This is a genomic window from Thermogladius sp. (assembly GCF_049970955.1).
Classification (GTDB): Archaea; Thermoproteota; Thermoprotei_A; order Sulfolobales; family Desulfurococcaceae; genus Thermogladius.
Map to the genome: position 1 here is coordinate 1 of NZ_JBMFLY010000006.1, position 17,400 is coordinate 17,400.

The window sequence follows — 17,400 nt, forward strand, 5'->3', positions numbered from 1 at the left end:
TAGTCGTACTAGTCAAGGCTAGCCGTTTGATAAACATAACACCCAGCTGAAAAAACAGTTAATAAGTTTTTTGTGCTAAAATTTATATAGGATGATGAAAATACGTTTTTGATAACAAGTGATAGGACTCCCATGGGCTGAAAAACATGGAGGTTCCGGTAAGACGGATGAAAAAGAAGGTGAAGGAGTCGCTAGACTTCCTCAAGAAGTTGAACATAGTAATAGCGGACTACCTCCAGCAGATCTACGAGTACAACAACACGGCTCGCCAGAAAGGCTATTACCTAAAACCTGTTCACATCGCCGTTAGGAAGGAGAAGGACACGGTCAAGACAAAGTACTACTACTACGGCAGGTACTGGTACAAGATCGAGCGCAGCGAGAAAGGTGGAGTCAGATGGGTCTACATCGGTAAGGAGAAGCCCGACCCCACCCTACCCGACCCGCCTAAGCACCCGCTTGAGGGCCTCGTTGTCAAGGTAAGAGACAGCGAGGTCGAGGCTGTTTTCGCGAGCGAGGAGATGTACCAGGAGATAATGAAGAGGTTGGAAGCCCTTAAGTGAGTTTTAAGCCTCCTTATTTCCTCTTTTTTATTTTCTCTACTCTCCATTTCGTTACAGCCTGGTTTACGACTGGCACGAGCTCTCTCGCCGTCTTAAGCTCCTCCCTGTCAAGGGTTACCTCGACGTAGGCCTCCTTAAAGCCTAGGTCCCTGATTTTGTAGCCGAGAGGGCTGTAGACACCGCTACCTCCCGTGAACAGCTCGCCTACCTGGTTCGACAAGACGAGGTAGAAGGTGTTCTCGTGCGCCCTAGCCTTGGCGAGGAAGTCTAGCTGGGATTCCTTCATGAAACCCTTAACCCAGCCCGCGTGTACCAGGACTATGTCGGCCCCTTCTAGTGCGTACAGCCTGAACAGCTCGGGGAACCTCAGGTCATAGCAGATGGCTACTCTCATTTTGAAGTTCTTCAAGTTGACTGTCTCGCTAAGTGCCTCGCCTTCGTCGAAGAAGTCGCTCTCCCTGTACCCGAAAGCGTCGAACAAGTGGATCTTGCTGTACAGCCTCTTACGAGAGCCGTCGGGGCCGACCATTATACTCGAGCTAAGAGTCCTCGGCCGGGTTGCCGTCTTCTCTACGAAGTGGGTCACGACCACGGAACCTGTCTCCCGGGCGACCTTCTCGATTACGTCAAGGAACTTACTCTCCCCGACACTCTCGGCTATGTCGTAGAATAGATTAGGGTCCTTGACCTTCAACGGGTTTGCCATACTGTACTCGGGCGTCAATACCAAGTCTGCGTTTTTGAACCCGCTCCTCACAAGCCTACCGATCTTCTCCGCGTTCTCGAGGGGCGTCGAGCTCAGGTCTGCTTGGACAATACCCACTGTGACAGAGTCGGCCATCTCCTCACCCCCACTAAAGTGTGACCAGTAATGCAGACCTGTAGGTGGGTAAAAACTAGGCTCCTATTTCGAGCATTTTCTTTAGCTCGGCCGTGGCCTCCTCCGAGATCGACGTGTTCAGCTCGTACAGGTCTACTTTCAAGTTCTTGATCTTGAACTCGGTGTCTACTAGCTCGTACTCGAGCTCTATGTTCACGATAGCGTCCTTCGGCGCCATGTACTTCTCTACGAGAACTTGGTAAATCGCCCTATTCAGGTTTGTCAAAACCTCGTTGACTTTTTTCTGGACCTCCTTCTTTGAGACCTCGGGCCTGTTCTTGAGAGCGGTGGACACGGATGCGTTTACCACTTTTCTCAACTTGATAGCGTACCCGCTTAGGCGGACTGGGCCCGTCTTCACTACAGACATGTTTTTCCCAAATATTGCTTTGTTAAACCCCTATAATATTTTTTACTCGTCAGTAATCAGATTACATCTTGTGCGGTGCTGTAAATTGGTATATACTGCCCCAAGGCTCATCGACTTGAACGCCAAGTCGAGGCTTCTCAGGGGCTGTCGAAAAATCCTGATCGTGGGGAGGTGCGTCGAGGTAGAGCACCCCGACGTGTACAAGAGGTTTGTGGAGAGTGGCTACTGCCCATTATCGGTCTGCCTAGAGGCAGAGCACGTGAACATGGTCGGCTTCAAGCTGGCGGGCATGCTTAGAAGAGGGGTCTACGAGGAGGTCTCGGTTTTAACAGTTGACGGCAGTATGCACTGCACCCAACTACACTGGATGGTCGAGGAGGTATTCAAGGTAGTGAATCCAGAGAACGTGAAGAGGAGGCACTTCGTAATCCACGAAGGCGAGCTACTGGAGGTATCCCACGAAGCCGTCAAGGCGAGCAGGTTTCTGTCCCGCGTTGAGAAGCTCTTGAAAAAGGGCTCACTATGAGTCTGGCCAAGAGAATGGACTCCATTGTCAGGGAGCTAGCGGGGATCAGCGCCTCTAACAGAGCCGTGCTAGTGTCGCTCTACGTAAGCTCGCTGAGCCCAGCCTACGTCCTCTTCTTGGCTCTGAAGGAGTTGCTAGAGCTTCCAGAAGAGTCTTTGAGAATAGCACTCATGTTCGGGTTCCTCGGCGTCGTTTTCACGACGGCCATGATGGTATACTTGATCTCGTCGACAAGCCGGTTGGCCGAAAGCCTCCACGAGTATGGCTCTGCACTTGCCAGGCTTGTGTGGGAGAGGACAGGAGTTAGGCTCGAGGCGTTGGAGGTGGCAACGCTAGAGTTTGAACGGGGCTTCAAGACCTACATGGAGTGGTACCCGCTGGCGATACTGGCCGGCATACTCTCGCTGATCTCGTACAACACGCTCTTCTACGCAGTAGTACTCTTCGAGCTCTACAGCGCCCTGAACTCGTTCTTCCTAGCCCAGGTGAAGGTCTCGATTAACAGTATAGAAAACTACGCAGAGATAGTTGAGGAGTCCGTAACCCGGAAGATAGGGGCTCGTCGAGTCGGGCTCAGACTCGGTATAGGTGTGAGCGACGAGCTAATAGCCTTGGGCCCCCTTCTACTCGGCTCGCTAACCCCGATCGTGTGCTTCAAGGAGCTTGCTGTGCTAGAGGAGTTCGTTGACAGGTTCAGGAGCTTCCACGTGGAGGTTAAGTACCTACTTACCAAGTGAAGAGCGGCTAGGCGAGTTAACAGCAGGGGCGTACCCAGTCCGTGTATAGACCTCTACGCAATCGCTGGACGGCGCCTTCTAGTACACCACGCTCCCAGTGGCGTCTGTTACTTGGTAGTAAGGCTTGAACTCGCTCGCAAGCCTCTCCATGAACTCCCTGTCTCTCAACGCGTTTACGAACCTGGCCACTTCTCCTCTTCCAAGCTTGTCGACCGGGATTAGAAAGTCGAATTCCTCCCAGCCAAGTGGTTTGAAGTCTAGGTCGTACAACTCAGCGGCCCAGCCTACGGCGATCCCCACATCAGCCCTTCCATGCCTCACGGCGGCTGCTACCGCTGTGTGTGTTCTAACTTCGTAGAAATAGCCGTTGATTCTTTTGACCAGATCTTCGAATCCTACGCCTAATCGCGCACTTAGCTTTTTCAGCTCGATGTCCAAGAACCCGCGTACGCCAGAACCCTTGTTCCTGTTAACTATTCTAACGTCAGACCTGAGAAAGTCCTCGACACCCCTGATGTTTTTCGGGTTGCCCTTGGGGAACACGAGGCCGATGAGCCTCTTGTACCCCTTAACAATCGCGGCCCTCCCTTTCAAGCCCAGCTTCTCGAGGTATGGGGTATTGTAAAGACCCGTCTCCTCGTCTAGTAAGTGCGTTGGGGCAATGTCGGCCTCTCCTCTAGCCACAGCGTGCCAGCCGCCCATGCTACCGACAGGTATTATCTTGGCTTTATCGGCCAGTCCGAGCTCGCTGATAAGCCTATAGAGCAGGGGGTCGTTACTGCCTATGACGACAAGCCTCGCGGTGGGCTTGAAGCCCTTCACCAGCTCGACCTCCACAGGCTCGTTCTCGTCCACCAGCTCGACGCTCTCTCCTATAGTTATAAACCCGTCGCTGTACACGAGGGAGCTTATACTGCCGCTACTCGATTGGAGAGGGTAGGCGGTGAACCCTTTATCCGAGGACACAAGCCCCACGGGCACGAACATCGTGAAACCCGCCCTCTTCCTGATCTTCACCGGTAGCACCGCCCTCACGACCTCCTGCTCAGGCGAGCTCAAGCCCGCTAGCTTGTAGATGATAGGCTTTACCAGCTTCTGGAGGACTATGTAGCAGGAGAGAGGGAACCCCGGTAGTCCTACGAGTAATTTGCCCCGCGCGACGGCAACAATCGTCGGTTTTCCAGGTCTAATTTTTAGCCCGTGGATAATGACTCCGGGCTCGCCCAGCTCGTCGAACACCCTGTATACTACATCTCTAACGCCGGCGCTCGTCCCGCCACTTGTTAAGACTAGATCGAACTCCTCCAAAGCCTTGCCGATCTCCTCCCGCATAGTCCTCTCGTCGTCTGGGAGGATGCCTAGGTTAACGGCGCTGGCACCGATGGAGTTTAGGAACGACACGGCTAGGTAGCTGTTGACGTCGTAGACCTGCCCCGGCTTTAGCGGAGACCCCGGCGGCACCACCTCCCTGCCTGTCGAGAACACAGCTACGCGTGGCTTCCTGTACACCAAGACCTCCCTGATGCCCAAACCCGCTAGTAGACCTATGCGCTCGGGGGTAAGGACGACGCCCTTCTGGAGCACGAGGTCGCCTATCGATACGTCGCTACCAGTCGTGCTAACATTCTCGCCCGGGTACACGCTCCTGTAGACCGTCAGCTCGCTGTCGCCGGCCTTGGCGTGCTCCTCCATGACGACGGCGTCGGCACCCCTCGGCAACATAGCGCCCGTGGCCACTTCCACGGCCTCACCCTCCTCAACGCTCAGGGAGGGGACTTCGCCGACCTCAACTCTCCCTTTGATCTTAAGCTTCACCGGGCTCAGCTCGTCGGCCCACGAAGTGTCGAGCGACCGTACAGCGTACCCGTCCACCTCGCTACGGTCAAAGGGTGGGTAGTCTACTGGTGAGTAGACGTCTTGCGCCAGGACTCTAAACAGGGCTTCACCGAGAGGGACCCTCTCGACTCCAAGCGGCTCGAGCCTGTAGTAGGAGCTGATTATCTTAAAGGCCTCCTCGAGCCCCACTAGGCTGTGGAAGAGCTTCCTAGACAAACCCGGACCACCCAGCCTTGGTAACGATTATATCCACCGTGAGAGATAAAATCCGGTTTTGTGAAAGGGCCCCGTCTTTTAAGAGACAGAGGAAGTAGTGAGGTCTTGGTAAGGTGTTGTTTTGAGAGTTGAAGAGCTCGAGTCTTACGGGCTGAGGAAGGAGTACATCAACTTGTTGATTAGGAGGGGTATAGAGGCACTCAACCCGGTACAGGAGGAGGCTGTGAGGAGCGGCCTCTTCTCCAGCCTTAACATCGTCGTCTCTGCTCCCACAGCAAGTGGCAAGACGCTCATAGGAGAGATGGGGATTGTCAAGGCGGTTCAAGAAGGGGGTAAGGGAGTGTACCTCCTCCCCTTGAGGGCTCTCGCGAACGAGAAGTACGATGAGTTCAAGGCGCTCGAAGAGCTGGGAATCAAAGTGGGTATATCGACAGGGGACTACGACTCCCCAGCGGAAGACCTCGAAGACAAGGACGTGGTGATCGCGACGTACGAGAGGTTTGACAGCCTCCTCAGGATTAAGCCGCTCTGGCTCAGGAAGGTTAGCACTGTTGTGGTCGACGAGCTCCACATGATCAACGACCCGGAGAGGGGCCCCGTAGTCGAGATGATAATAGCGAGGCTTAGGTCGCTCTCCGCGCGGGTAATAGGCTTGTCGGCAACGATAGGGAACCCGAAGGAGTTGGCCGAGTGGCTCGGCGCGAAGCTGGTCGACGTAGCGTGGCGTCCCGTCAAGCTGAGAGAAGGCTACTACGACAAGAGGGCCGGTAGCATAATTTTTGCCGACGGGGGGTCGGAGGACGTCGAAGACGAGTTCGACGACAGGATACTCAACCTGGTCTCGCAGTCCCTATCGAAGGGCATCCAGGTCCTGGTGTTCGTCCACAACAGGAGGAGGGTCGAAGAGCTAGCCGAGACCACGGCCGCGTTGATCGGCGTCCCGAAGTCGAGAGGGCTTACAAGCGAGGTCGTAGAGAGGCTGTCGGAGAGCCCCAGTCGAATGGAGAGAGAAAAACTGCTCGCCTTGATGGAGAAAGGGGTCGGCTACCACCACGCGGGCTTGTCCATTCAGGCGAGGAGGGCCGTCGAGGAGGCCTTTAGGGCTAGAGCTCTCAGCGTTGTGTTCGCCACGCCGACTCTCGCCGCAGGCGTCAACCTGCCCGCCAGGAGGGTCATCGTCTCGATAAAGCGATACGACCCTACATCGTCCAAGATGGTGAACATCCCTGTCTTCGAGTACAAGCAGATGGCGGGTAGAGCCGGTAGACCTAGGTACGACGAGATAGGCGAGGCGATCATAGCTGACGCGAAGAGCGAGAAGGAGGCCCTGAAGTACATAAACTCGGGCCCCGAGAACATCGTGAGCAAGGTGTCCAGCGAGAGGAGTCTGAGGATTCACACCCTTTCGCTGATAGCCGGGGGAGACGCGAGCGACTTGAAAAAGGTGATGGACGTCTACAGCCAAACACTAGGGGCTCGTCAGTACGGCGGTATAGAAGTCTTCTCGAATCAGGTCGAGAGAGCGATAAGGGCGCTAGTCGAGATGAGAATGGTCGAGTGGTACGAGGGCGGTCTAAGGGCGACTAGACTCGGTAAACTCACGTCGTTCACGTACCTCGACCCGCTAACGGTCCACTACTTCATCAAGTATAGACCAGAAGACTTCGACGAGCTGGACGTCCTGCACTTGATAACGACGTCTGTCGACTACGTCAGGAGTAGACCATACATACCCGACAGCGTAGTGGAGGTGTTCGAGGACGAGGCCCTGAACTCGAGCCTGGCGCGGAGGATAGGGCTGGGCAGAATGAGCTCGGCCGAAATAGACAATTTGATAACGGGCTACGTCCACGCGCTCGCTCTCAGGGACTGGATAAACGAGGTAGACGAGGACAGGATAGCAAGCAAGTACGAGATAGGCCCAGGCGACCTCTACACTATGAGGGAGACGGTCGCCTGGATCGCCGGCTCCCTCGCCAAGATCGAAAGACTTCTAGGCAACATCACGTTCTCTACGCGCTTGAACCGGCTATCGTTGCGGGTCCAGTACGGGGTCAAGGAAGACGCTCTTGAGCTGATAAGACTGAGGGGGATCGGGAGGGTGAGGGCAAGGATCTTGATAAACCACGGCATTAAGACCCTCCAAGACCTGGCAAAGACGCCTAGGAGCAAGCTACTTTCCCTCCCAGGCTTTGGTGTCAGGCTAGTCGAGTCTATTTACGAGGAGCTGAAGAGCATGGGCTTCAAAGTCGAAGGCTGACTAGACCCTTTTATTACCTTGCGACGGAGATAGTAGTCTTATCGGTGTTTAGCGTGGAGAGAACTAGTAGGATACAGGGGTTCTACAAACTCGACATGAAGGAGAGGCTCAAGATCGTTGCCGAGTGGGCCGGTCTAACCGAGGAAGAGGTGGAGGCTCTAGGCAACCTCGGTAACTTGCCGAGAGAAGTAGCTGAGTCCATGATAGAGAACGTCGTAGGAGGCATGACCTACCCGTTCGCCGTCGCGGTGAACTTCAGGATAAACGGTAGAGACTACCTAGTCCCAATGGTCATTGAAGAGCCGAGCGTTGTCGCTGCCGCCAGTAACGCCGCCAAGATGTTGAGGGAGGGCGAGGGGATCAGGAGCCTGGCAGGACCGCAGGAAATGATCGGCCAGATTCACATAGTCGGGTGTAGGGCACCCCACTACAAGGCTATGAAGATCCTCGAAGCGAAACAAGAAATACTGGAAGAGGCGAAGAAGAGCACCCCCACCATTGTCAACCTGGGTGGCGGGCCCAGGGATCTCGAGGTCAGGGTGGTGGATTCGAGGATGGGGCCTATTTTAATAGTCCACATCATCGTCGACGTCGTCGACGCAATGGGTGCCAATACGATCAACACCATTGTCGAGTCGATAGCCCCGCTCGTCGAGAGGATCACAGGTGGCGAGGCGAGGCTGAGGATACTCTCGAACTACGCTACGAGAAGGATCGTGAGGGCCTGGGCTAGAACGAGCCCGGAGAACGTGGGCGGGAGAGAGATCGCGGAGAGGATAGTCGAGGCGAGTATAATAGCCGAGGCAGACCCTTACAGGGCTGTCACTCACAACAAGGGTATAATGAACGGAATTATAGCGGTTGCTCTCGCGACGGCGCAAGACCACAGAGCTATAGAAGCGGGCGCTCACGCTTACGCGGCCAGGTCGGGTGTTTACAAGCCTCTCAGTAGGTGGGAGATAGACGAGGAGGGCTACCTTGTGGGGTCCCTCGAGATACCGCTTCAAGTGGGGACCGTCGGCGGCGCTACCCGGGTGCACCCAATAGCGAAGATAGCCCTCAAGATACTGGGGGTTAAGACGGCGAAAGAGCTCTCCGAGGTCATGGCGGCCGTGGGGCTAGCCCAGAACTTGGCCGCGCTTAGGGCGCTCGTCGCGGAGGGTATTCAGCGCGGCCACATGAGGTTGCACGCTAGAAACTTGGCCATAACCGCGGGTGCTACAGGAGACCTAGTCGACAAGATCGCCGACAGGATGGTGAGAGACGGTAAGATCAGCTACGAGTACGCGAAGCAGCTCCTCGAGGCGTACTTAAGAGGAGAGAAGGTCTAGACCTCTAACTCGAAGGTGCCGACTTTTTGAGTGGTGTGAAGAGCTACCTGGCGGAGCTGAGGCTCCTACTGTCCGGTAACGTCGGGGTAATGGCGATATCCTGGTTCTTATTCGCCCTGAGCAGCGCTCTAGTGATGCCGTTTTTCTCCGTCTACGCCAGGAGCCTGGGTGCCAGCGACATCGAGATCTCCATCATGAGGTCTCTAGGCCTCGTGGCTCTCGCGGTGTTCCTGCCGATAGGCGGGATACTGACGGATATTTGGGGTAGAGTGAAGCCTATTATAATAGGCACTTTCATGGTCGCGACCGTACAGTTCTTCTACGCGCTCGCGCCGGACTGGAGGTACCTCACAGTGGTTTGGGTTGTCGACAACGCGAGCCACTTCTACCAGCCGGCTCTGACAGCTATACTAATGGACTCCATGCCGAGAGACAAGACCATGAAGGGCTTCATGGTCTTGAACGCGTTCTCCAGCCTGCCGTGGCTGTTCATGCCGGTAGTGGGTGGCGCCCTGTACGACATGTACGGCGTCAGCGGTATCAGGTGGGGGTTCGTACTATCGGGCGTAATAGCTTTGGTCGTGTCCATACTGAGGATCAAGGCCTTGAAGGAGACCTTCAGCCCGAGGGACAAGGACTTATCAGGCGTGGTGGTCGAGCTAGCCGGTTACCGGCCAGTGTTGAGCAAGGCTATCAAGTACTACGTTTACACCGCCTTCTTCAACCAGCTGACGCTCGCAGTGGTCAACACCTTTGGGGCGATCTACGCCATTAACCGGCTTGGTATGAGCGCTGTAGACTGGGGGATAGCGACAACGCTGGGGACGGCCTCCTCGATACTGACCTCCCTCTTTCTGTCCGCGCGTATAAGCGTGCACAACAGGAGGGTGACAGTCGCAGCGAGCTCTCTTATAGCCCTCGGCCAGCTCTTCCTAGCTCTCCCGTACATCAACAGGGGGCTCATAGCGCTTGTCTACGTGGGCGTGGTGGTCTCGAACGCCGGCGGGTTGGTGGTCGGCTCAGCTATATCCTCGGCTCTAACACACGTCCTCCCTATAGAGTTGAGGGGTAGGGCTACAGGCATCCAGAGGACGCTCGAGACCCTGGGAGGAGCGTTCGCCTCTTACGTGGCGGGACTCATGTATACAGCTCTAAACCCGTTCAACTCGCTCGTGTTGTCGTTCTTTATCGGCATCGCCTCCACGGCGTACCTCGCTTATATACTGTAGCAGAGATCTAAACATTGGGTGGCCGAATGGTTCACGAGTGGAGTCTCGCGGAGGCGCTCTTAAGGTACGTTGCGAGCGTCTACGGTCCTAGGATCAAGACCTTGAGGCTGAGAGTGGGTGTGTTGCAGAGTATCGACAAGGAGGTACTCTTGTTCTCGATACGCGAGCTCGCCGGTTTGTACAACGTGAGTCTAGGAGACGTAGTACTGGAAGACGAGGAGGCCGTATTCAAGTGCAACAGGTGCGGCTACGAGTGGTCCCTCAACCCGGGTGATCTAGGAGAAGAGGTGAGGGAGTCTATACACTTCCTGCCCGAGGCCGTCTTCGCCTACACCAGGTGCCCGAGGTGCGGGAGCAGAGACTTCAAGGTAGTCAAGGGGAGGGGGCTGGAGGTAGCCGAGGTGGTCCCTGGCTAGCCTGGGGGTGGTGCGTCTGGACTTCAGAATACTCCATGTCAAAGAGAAGTTGACGACTGTTAAGAAGACCTACGTTGTACTCAGCAGTAAAGGCGGTGTCGGTAAATCTACGCTCTCGTCGATGCTGGCGTTTTACGCCGCCGAGAGAGGCGCGAGTGCGGGTCTAGTAGACCTGGACTTCACCAACCCGTCCACGCACATAGTGCTCGGCATTGACCCAAGAGAGGTGAGGTATGTGGAGGAAAAGGGCATATTCCCGGCTCTGGTCGGGAAACTTCGCTACGTCACCCCGGCGGCCTTCACAAGGGACTCGCCGCTACCCCTGAGAGGGGAGAACGTGTCGAGGGCCCTCTTCGAGTTGCTCTCCATCCTCCGTTTAGACGGGCTAGACTACCTGTTCATAGACACGCCCCCGGGGATGAGCGACGAGCACATGGACATAGTCTACAGACTAGGGGAGGTCGTTAAGCCGGTGGTAGTGACGACTCCCAGCCCCTTATCGGTGAACAGCGTTAGGAAGATGATATCTCTGCTCCGTGAGTCCGGCCTGAGGGAGATCTTCTTGGTGGAGAACATGGGTGGGGGCAGCCTGGCGGACGTGTTTAAGGAGCCTGGGATAACCTACCTAGGTTACGTGCCCTTCTATCCCGGCTTCGACAACTGTATCGGGTCTCTAGAGAACGTGAGGCGCTGCCCCTTGAGGAGCTTCTTTGAGAGCATTGTCGACAAACTGGTGAGCGAAGGCTGAACGCATCCACGGGCAGGAGCAACTAGTAGACACGGTTTTGGTCAAAGCGAGTTTGTTAAAAGCCGGCTGTGAGAATATTTCAACCCCGGTGTTTTTAGTTGGGAGAGCTTGTTTTAATAGATAACCCGCTCGCGAAGTACTACTTGAGCGTTCTTAGAGACAAAAACACAACGCCTAGGTCCTACAGAGACGCCGTCAGGAAGCTGGGCTTCATAGTCGGCTACGAGGTCTCTAGGAGGCTGAAGTGGGGGCGGCTCTTCGTCGAGACGGGCCTCGCCAAGGCTGAGGGAGTCTACCCTTCGAGACCCGTCTACATAATAGGCGTGCTCGGCGCTTCAATCCCGATGATGCACGGGATCTGGGACGCGTTACCCTGGGCTGGTCTAGGCCTCGTGGGTGCGAGGAGGAGGATCGCAGACGGGGAGCTCGAGGTGGAGATATTCTACGAGAGGATCGCAGCAGATCTCGCGTTCTACACAACGATAGTGGTGGACCCCACCCTCGCCTCTGGTAAGACGATGACCAAAGTCGTCGAGCTCGTGTCGGAGAGGGGTGGGCGCGACATCATCGCGGCGACTATTCTCGCCTCCAAGAGAGGTCTTGAGTACTTCTGGAGCAAACACCCTGACGTCCCCGTTTACGCCGTCGAGGTCGACCCACTGCTAGACCACAGGTTCTTCATTGTACCGGGCATAGGAGACGCGGGGGACAGGAGTCTGACCCCCGACTATGTGACAAAGTACTAAGAGAGCAGGCCAGCCGCACTCAACACTAGTGCTGCAACCCCGATTAGGGTCTGGAGTAGCGCGATAAACAACACCACATCGGGCTCCCTGGCTCTCCCCCTCATCTTGATCAGCGCCTTCAAAGCGACGTGAGTGAGGCTATAGGACTTGTCGTAGGGGGGTAGTAGGCTCCCGTCTGGAAGGGGCCTCCCGAAGTTCTCCTTGTAGACGCCGTCTCTCAACCCTCTCAAGAACAGCGCTAGCTCGACGAAGTAGAGCGTGAAAAGAGCTAGAGAGAATTTCACGGTCTTGAACAGGATAGCTAGTGCAGCAAAGTACGCGCCGGTAGCGTACGTGAAGGTGTTACCCGGGAAGACCTTGGCAGGGTACCTGTTGAATACCAGGAAACCAGCTATCCCGGCCACCATTATCAGCGATGCTGTGAAGAGGCCGTCGAGCCCCTTCATTAGGCCGAGTATTCCCGAGAACAGGACTAGCAGGATCCCCTGTGTAGCCTCAAGCCCGTTGTATCCCGCCAGCATGTTAAACCCGTTGCTGGCCCCCGTCACGCCGAGAGGTATCAGTACGAGGTAGTAGATCAGACCGAGGTCTACCGTGCCTATCAAAGGCAGCGTTATGGTTGGTATACCCACTTTGAGGATGACGAGCGGCAGTGATATGGGGGCCATGAGTAAAACCCTGTAGACCGCCCTCAACCCCTTCTTCCAGCCTAGTACGTCGTCGAGGAAGCCGAGGTAGCCCGACATGAAGAGCATTAATGCGAGCGAGGTGTACTCCTTGACGAGGTCTTGGTCGTTGAAGACGTAGGTCTCCAGCCCTATGAAGGTCAGGAGCCCTAGTGCGACACCGAGCGAGACCCAAACGCCGCCGGCCTCGGCCACCTCTACGTGCCCTGGCTTGTTCATGTCTCTGCCCACGAAACCGATCGCGTGGGCTTTACCAATCCACCACTTCACGCCTACCAGAGAGCTGGTGAAGGACACCAACGCGGACAGGAGCGCGAAGAGTAGTGTGACTGCGTCCAATCACGACTCCCTCCAAGGCGTGTTCAAGACCGCGTATATTTCCTGCGCTCTCTTCTCGCCTATACCCTCGACTTTCAGCAAGTCGGATATGGAGGCGTTAGCTAAATTCCTGATAGTCTTAAAGTGGGAGAGGAGCCTCCTCGCGATGGTCGGCCCGGCTAGACCCTCGACAACGTAGAGGATCCTCTCGTTCAAGTCCATGGGCTTCTTCTCGACCCTCATCCTCAAGACCCTCTTATCCTTGGTCTCCCCGAGGCTCTTAGACTTCGCCACGATCCACTCGATAGTGGCCTCGGCGTTGGGTGTGTTGAGGACGGGTATCTTGAAGTCCAGCATCAGGGTGTCTAGAACTCTCAGGACGCTCTGTATCTTCCAACCCCTGTACTTCTCCAGGGCGCCGATCCAGCCCTCGACCACTATGAGGGGCTGGTGCCCATCTTTCTCGGCCGCCTCGCGTAGGAGCTTCGACTGCTCCCATATCCTGTTGTCCCTTATGCTGTTGGCCAAGTCGTCCACAGTCTTCCTCTCGACCAGAATACACTGCTTATCGGGGGGCGCGAGCAGTAGGAAGTCGCCCGCTGGAAGGGGTTGGACGGAGACCCTCAGCCCCCGCATGCTCAGAGCCCTTCTGAAATCGGGGTGCTTGGAGTCCTCTCTACTGTCTACAATCACGTCTACTGGAGCTAGCAGAAGATGGCTCAATGCTGGTCACCTGCCAGGCTGTTTGCCTACAATGTGATAAGGTCGGCGGATACTTTAAAACTCAATACTCGAGGTAGAACAAGTAGTCGACGGGTGTCGGGTAAGACCTGAAGGCCTTCGCCTCCCTCTTCTTCAACTCGATGTAAGACTCTAGTAGTTCGCGGTCGAAGACAGGTCGTAGGTACTCGTTGTCCGATTCAAGCTCTTCTAAAGCCTCCTCTAGGCTTCTCGGGAGCACTCTGTCACGAGTACTCCAGCCCGAGCCCTCCTCGAACAGGTTGCGCGACGTCGGCTCGCCCGGGGCTATTTTCCTCCTGATGCCGTCTAAACCGGCCATGATGATGGCCGGGATTGAGAGGTAGGGGTTAGACGTGGGGTCGGGCGGCCTGTACTCGACTCTGCTCTGGTGCTGGGCTGGAACCCTCACAGTCGTAGTCCTGTTGCCTAAGCCCCAAGACACGTAGACGGGCGCTTCGAAGCCCTCTACGAGCCGCCTGTAGCTGTTGACTGTCGGGTTAGTGAAGGCGGCCAGGCTCCTCGCGTGCTCTAGTAGACCCCCTATGAAGTAGAGCGCTTCATCGCTTAACTTTCCCTCCTCCTCGAATATGTTGGAGGCGCCCTGCCAAAGGCTTACGTGCACGTGCATTCCACTACCGTAGTCGTCTGGAAACGGCTTCGCGAGAAAGACCGGTGTGAACCCCTCTCTATCACCCACTACTCTCGCCATGTACTTGAAGAGCTGGACGAAGTCGGCAGTTTCGATAGGTGTTCCGGCGGGCGTCGAGACCTCTACTTGCCCTCTAGGCCCGTTCTCTCTGTGGACTTTACTGAAGTAGAGCTCGTTTCTCTCGAGCTCTGCCAGGACACTACTCAACAGCCTGCCTACTCTGTCCTCTCCGGGAGAGTCGTAGGTCTTGACAAACCACAGCGAGGACTGGGGGAATTCCGCCCCTTCAATTAGCTTAACGTTCAGGATCTGAGAGACGGGTGTAAGCCTGGACTCCACCGACTCGACGATGTAGAACTCCAGCTCCACGCCCACACGTGCCTCGAGCCCCGCGTCCTTGAGGTACTCGACAAGTCGCTCCGCTACGAGTCTGGGGTCTTTGTTGTATCTCGTGGTCTTGTTCTTGAAGAGCCCAGATATGAAGTGCTTGCCCTCAACGTACCTCGTCACGATAGGTCTACTCGACACGGGCTTTACTAGTAGGTCGCTCTCCTCGACCCTCAGGAAGCCTAGTAGACTAGAGCCGTCGACTATCGTCTCTAAACCCTCTAGAAGCTCCGGGTTCCCGTCTATTCTTAGAGTGACTCTCCTAAGCTTTCCCGCCAAGTCAGTGAACAACAGGTGTGTCAACATCTTTCGGCCACCTTTTAATGGGCCTATTTAAGATACTGGAAAGTTTAAAAAGTCTGAATGCTAGTTTATGAACGGGATTCCAAAGCTTGAGGAAGAGGCCCGAAAGCTATCCAGGGTTACTCGACGAGGTTGACAAGAAAATATTGGAAATTTTACGGGAGGACTCCAAGCGTAGGTTGAAGGACATCGCTCGCGAGCTCTCTAAGCCTGTATCGACAGTCCACGAGAGGGTGACTAGGCTAGTGAGGGCGGGGGTTATCAAGAGGTTTACTGTAGAGGTCGACTACAGCAAGCTTGGGTACACCGTTAAGGCCCTCATCCTGTTGAACGTGGACGGGAAGCACATACTGGACGTCGAGAGCGACATATCGAGGCACCAGAACGTCGAGGCAGTCTACGATATAACGGGCGAGTTCGACGTCGCGGTGATAGCCTCCTTCAAGAGCATCAGCGAGCTAGACGAGTTCGTCAAGTGGCTCCTTAAACACCCATATATTAAGCAGAGCAGGACTAGCATTATCTTCAGGGTGGCTAAAGAGGAGAAGAGGCTGCCCTTGTGACGGCTAGTCTACTCGCCAAGTGCGAGAGGTGCGGGCGCACCTATGTACACGAGAGGTACCTCGTGTGCCCACACTGCGGAGGGCTCGTGAGACCTGTCTACAAACCTAGGTGGGAGACGCAAGCGGGCGAGGGGGTGTGGAGGTTCTCAAGCCTCCTACCGGGTATCAAGGAGAAGGTGACGCTCGGCGAGGGCTCTACACCCCTTCTTAGGGCTGGAAGAGCTGTAGAGGGAGACCTGGTGGTGTGGTTCAAGGACGAGACGAGGAACCCTACAGGCAGTTTCAGGGACCGTGCGGCTGCCTTGATGGTGAGCGACGCCCTGTCTAGTAATCAGCGGAGAGTCGTGTTGGCTAGTGACGGGAATACTGGGGCGAGCATAGCTGCCTACTCCGCGAGGGCAGGCCTCTCCGCAACTATATACGTCCCGGAGTGGGTCGAGGAGGAGAAGATCATACTGATGAAGTCGTTTGGGGCCAGGGTGATCGTTGACAATAGGAGCCTAGACGAGCTACTGGAGTACGTCGAGGAGAGGAGCCGGAAAGAAGGCCTTTACAACGCTTCAAGCACCTTCAACTACCTGTCCGTTCAAGGTTTGAAGACGATCGCCTTCGAGATCTACGAGAAGCTCGGCTCTTCTGTGGAGGCGGTCTACCTACCACTAGGTAGCGGGCTGACACTACTCTCCCTTTACCTGGGCTTCAAGGAGCTCGTCGAGCTAGGTGTCATGGGAAAGGTCCCGCTCCTCGTGGGGGTTGAGCCCTGTGGTAGACCCCTGTACGCTTCCGCGTTGTACAACGTCTCCCCGTGCGGCGAGGAGCCCCTGCCCGGGCTGAGGTACTACAGGCCGGTCATCTACGAGCACGTGCTGAGGTTGATCGAAGAGAACGGCGATGTCGTGACCGTGACTAGGAAGCAGGCCATCGAGGCCGCCGAGAAGTTGAGCCGCAACGAGGGCCTCTTCGCCGAGGCCTCTTCCGCGGTGGGGTTCGCCGGCTTCCTGAAGCAGCCGTTAGACAAGAGTGTTGTTTTAGTCACGAGTCACGGGCTTAAGTCCCCGGAGGCATACGCTAGAGCCAGGAGGCTTAAGTTCACAGAGGTCTTCCCCGGGGTGACTAAGAGACTCATACTCGAGGTGTTAACGAACCACCCCGGGCTTACAGGGTACGAGGTCTGGAAGAAGCTTGGTTTAAACATATCTCCTCAAGCCGTCTACCAGCACTTGAGAGAGCTGGCTTCGAAGGGCCTTGTCAAGGTCGTTGAGGAGGGTGGTAGGAAGAGGTACTACGTGGAAAAGTGACTTAAAGCCCTTCTTAAAGTTTTAACTTTAAAATGTGTGAAGACATAGCGATACCTTGGTGACAAAGAGTGAGGAGAGGTCTCGAGGCTGTAGTCTTCACGGTTCTCGTGTACGTAGCCACGGTGGCTCTCCAGATATACCAGCCTGTCACAGGAGGCTACTTCAACTTAGGGGAGTCCATGATCTACCTGGCCGCTCTGATCAGCAGCCCAATAGTAGCGGCGGTAGCGGGCGGCGTCGGCGCCTCTCTAGCCGATCTGACCACAGGGTACGCTATCTTCGCGCCCGCCACCTTTGTCATAAAGTTCGCCGAGGGCTACTTAGCAGGGGTGCTAGTAGGGCTCTTCAGGAGAACCAGGCAGAAGGCCGTCGCGGCCGCTAGTGTAGGCGCGGTCTACGCCCTGGGTCTCTACTACGGGGTGTCCTACTGGGCTGGCACGGTCATGTTGGGGCCCTCTTCGTGGCTCTGGTTCAGCTTGTCGTCTAGCGAGGTGTTCATACCATGGTACGGCTGGCTTCTCGTCACGGTCCTGCTCGGAGCTGTAGTGGTCTACGGTGTGACGAAATACATTGTGAAGTCCCTCGAGCCCCTCGCCC

At 55.8% G+C, this 17,400-nt stretch carries 18 protein-coding genes; 12 read left to right on the forward strand and 6 right to left on the reverse strand.

Annotation, left to right across the window (positions count from 1 at the left end):
* The first annotated feature begins 167 nt into the window (after positions 1-167).
* The gene (locus ACP5VX_RS02045) at positions 168-563 is read left to right on the forward strand and encodes a hypothetical protein (RefSeq protein ID WP_428724239.1); all 396 of its coding nucleotides are present in this window, start codon (positions 168-170) and stop codon (positions 561-563) included.
* Between the two features lie 13 nt (positions 564-576).
* On the opposite strand, the gene ACP5VX_RS02050 is transcribed toward ACP5VX_RS02045, so the two are convergent.
* A complete protein-coding gene (locus ACP5VX_RS02050) occupies positions 577-1,404 on the reverse strand; it encodes a nitrilase-related carbon-nitrogen hydrolase (RefSeq protein WP_428724240.1) in 828 nt (275 codons plus the stop codon).
* Between the two features lie 55 nt (positions 1,405-1,459).
* Positions 1,460-1,813: a DUF2258 domain-containing protein gene (locus tag ACP5VX_RS02055; protein ID WP_428724241.1), complete on the reverse strand. Its 354-nt coding sequence runs from the start codon at positions 1,811-1,813 to the stop codon at positions 1,460-1,462.
* An 85-nt stretch (positions 1,814-1,898) separates the two neighbouring features.
* Between ACP5VX_RS02055 and ACP5VX_RS02060 the strand changes: the two genes are divergently transcribed.
* Positions 1,899-2,339 carry a 4Fe-4S ferredoxin gene (locus ACP5VX_RS02060; RefSeq protein ID WP_428724242.1) on the forward strand — a complete coding sequence of 147 codons (441 nt, stop codon included), beginning with the start codon at positions 1,899-1,901 and terminating at the stop codon, positions 2,337-2,339.
* Positions 2,336-3,076, forward strand: a complete 741-nt coding sequence (locus tag ACP5VX_RS02065; protein WP_428724243.1) for a hypothetical protein — start codon at positions 2,336-2,338, stop codon at positions 3,074-3,076. The genes ACP5VX_RS02060 and ACP5VX_RS02065 overlap by 4 nt, the downstream gene beginning before the upstream one ends.
* 78 nt (positions 3,077-3,154) lie before the next feature.
* Here ACP5VX_RS02065 and ACP5VX_RS02070 read toward each other — a convergent pair whose 3' ends face one another.
* A complete protein-coding gene (locus ACP5VX_RS02070; protein WP_428724244.1) occupies positions 3,155-5,128 on the reverse strand; it encodes a molybdopterin biosynthesis protein in 1,974 nt (657 codons plus the stop codon).
* Positions 5,129-5,249: 121 nt separating this feature from the next.
* On the opposite strand from ACP5VX_RS02070, the gene ACP5VX_RS02075 reads away from it, so the two are divergent.
* From ACP5VX_RS02075 to upp, 6 genes are all read left to right on the forward strand, one after another.
* On the forward strand, positions 5,250-7,388 hold the full coding sequence (locus ACP5VX_RS02075) for a DEAD/DEAH box helicase (protein WP_428724245.1): 2,139 nt from the start codon (positions 5,250-5,252) through the stop codon (positions 7,386-7,388).
* A gap of 53 nt (positions 7,389-7,441) precedes the next feature.
* Entirely contained in the window at positions 7,442-8,719 is a 1,278-nt protein-coding gene (locus tag ACP5VX_RS02080) for a hydroxymethylglutaryl-CoA reductase, degradative (protein WP_428724246.1), read from the forward strand.
* 35 nt (positions 8,720-8,754) lie between these two features.
* Positions 8,755-9,948: an MFS transporter gene (locus tag ACP5VX_RS02085; protein ID WP_428724266.1), complete on the forward strand. Its 1,194-nt coding sequence runs from the start codon at positions 8,755-8,757 to the stop codon at positions 9,946-9,948.
* 26 nt (positions 9,949-9,974) lie between these two features.
* Positions 9,975-10,364, forward strand: coding sequence for a hydrogenase nickel incorporation protein HypA (gene hypA / locus ACP5VX_RS02090; RefSeq protein WP_428724247.1), 390 nt, complete (start codon positions 9,975-9,977; stop codon positions 10,362-10,364).
* Positions 10,365-10,374: 10 nt separating this feature from the next.
* Positions 10,375-11,112, forward strand: coding sequence for a P-loop NTPase (locus tag ACP5VX_RS02095; protein WP_428724248.1), 738 nt, complete (start codon positions 10,375-10,377; stop codon positions 11,110-11,112).
* Between the two features lie 98 nt (positions 11,113-11,210).
* Positions 11,211-11,858, forward strand: coding sequence for a uracil phosphoribosyltransferase (gene upp / locus ACP5VX_RS02100; RefSeq protein WP_428724249.1), 648 nt, complete (start codon positions 11,211-11,213; stop codon positions 11,856-11,858).
* On the opposite strand, the gene ACP5VX_RS02105 is transcribed toward upp, so the two are convergent.
* The 3 genes from ACP5VX_RS02105 to ACP5VX_RS02115 all read right to left on the reverse strand — a co-directional run bounded on the left by ACP5VX_RS02105 (position 11,855) and on the right by ACP5VX_RS02115 (position 14,945).
* Positions 11,855-12,883, reverse strand: a complete 1,029-nt coding sequence (locus ACP5VX_RS02105) for an MraY family glycosyltransferase (RefSeq protein ID WP_428724250.1) — start codon at positions 12,881-12,883, stop codon at positions 11,855-11,857. The two genes, upp and ACP5VX_RS02105, sit on opposite strands and share 4 nt — an antisense overlap.
* Positions 12,884-13,585, reverse strand: a complete 702-nt coding sequence (locus ACP5VX_RS02110) for an ERCC4 domain-containing protein (protein WP_428724251.1) — start codon at positions 13,583-13,585, stop codon at positions 12,884-12,886.
* A 61-nt stretch (positions 13,586-13,646) separates the two neighbouring features.
* The gene (locus ACP5VX_RS02115) at positions 13,647-14,945 is read right to left on the reverse strand and encodes a glutamine synthetase family protein (RefSeq protein ID WP_428724252.1); all 1,299 of its coding nucleotides are present in this window, start codon (positions 14,943-14,945) and stop codon (positions 13,647-13,649) included.
* Positions 14,946-15,031: 86 nt separating this feature from the next.
* Between ACP5VX_RS02115 and ACP5VX_RS02120 the strand changes: the two genes are divergently transcribed.
* The 3 genes from ACP5VX_RS02120 to ACP5VX_RS02130 form a co-directional block, all read left to right on the forward strand.
* The gene (locus ACP5VX_RS02120; RefSeq protein WP_428724253.1) at positions 15,032-15,505 is read left to right on the forward strand and encodes an Lrp/AsnC family transcriptional regulator; all 474 of its coding nucleotides are present in this window, start codon (positions 15,032-15,034) and stop codon (positions 15,503-15,505) included.
* A complete protein-coding gene (locus ACP5VX_RS02125; RefSeq protein WP_428724254.1) occupies positions 15,502-16,803 on the forward strand; it encodes a pyridoxal-phosphate dependent enzyme in 1,302 nt (433 codons plus the stop codon). Before ACP5VX_RS02120 ends, ACP5VX_RS02125 begins: the two co-directional genes overlap by 4 nt.
* Positions 16,804-16,871: 68 nt before the next feature.
* A partial coding sequence (locus tag ACP5VX_RS02130; protein WP_428724255.1) for an ECF transporter S component occupies positions 16,872-17,400 on the forward strand: 529 nt, incomplete at its 3' end.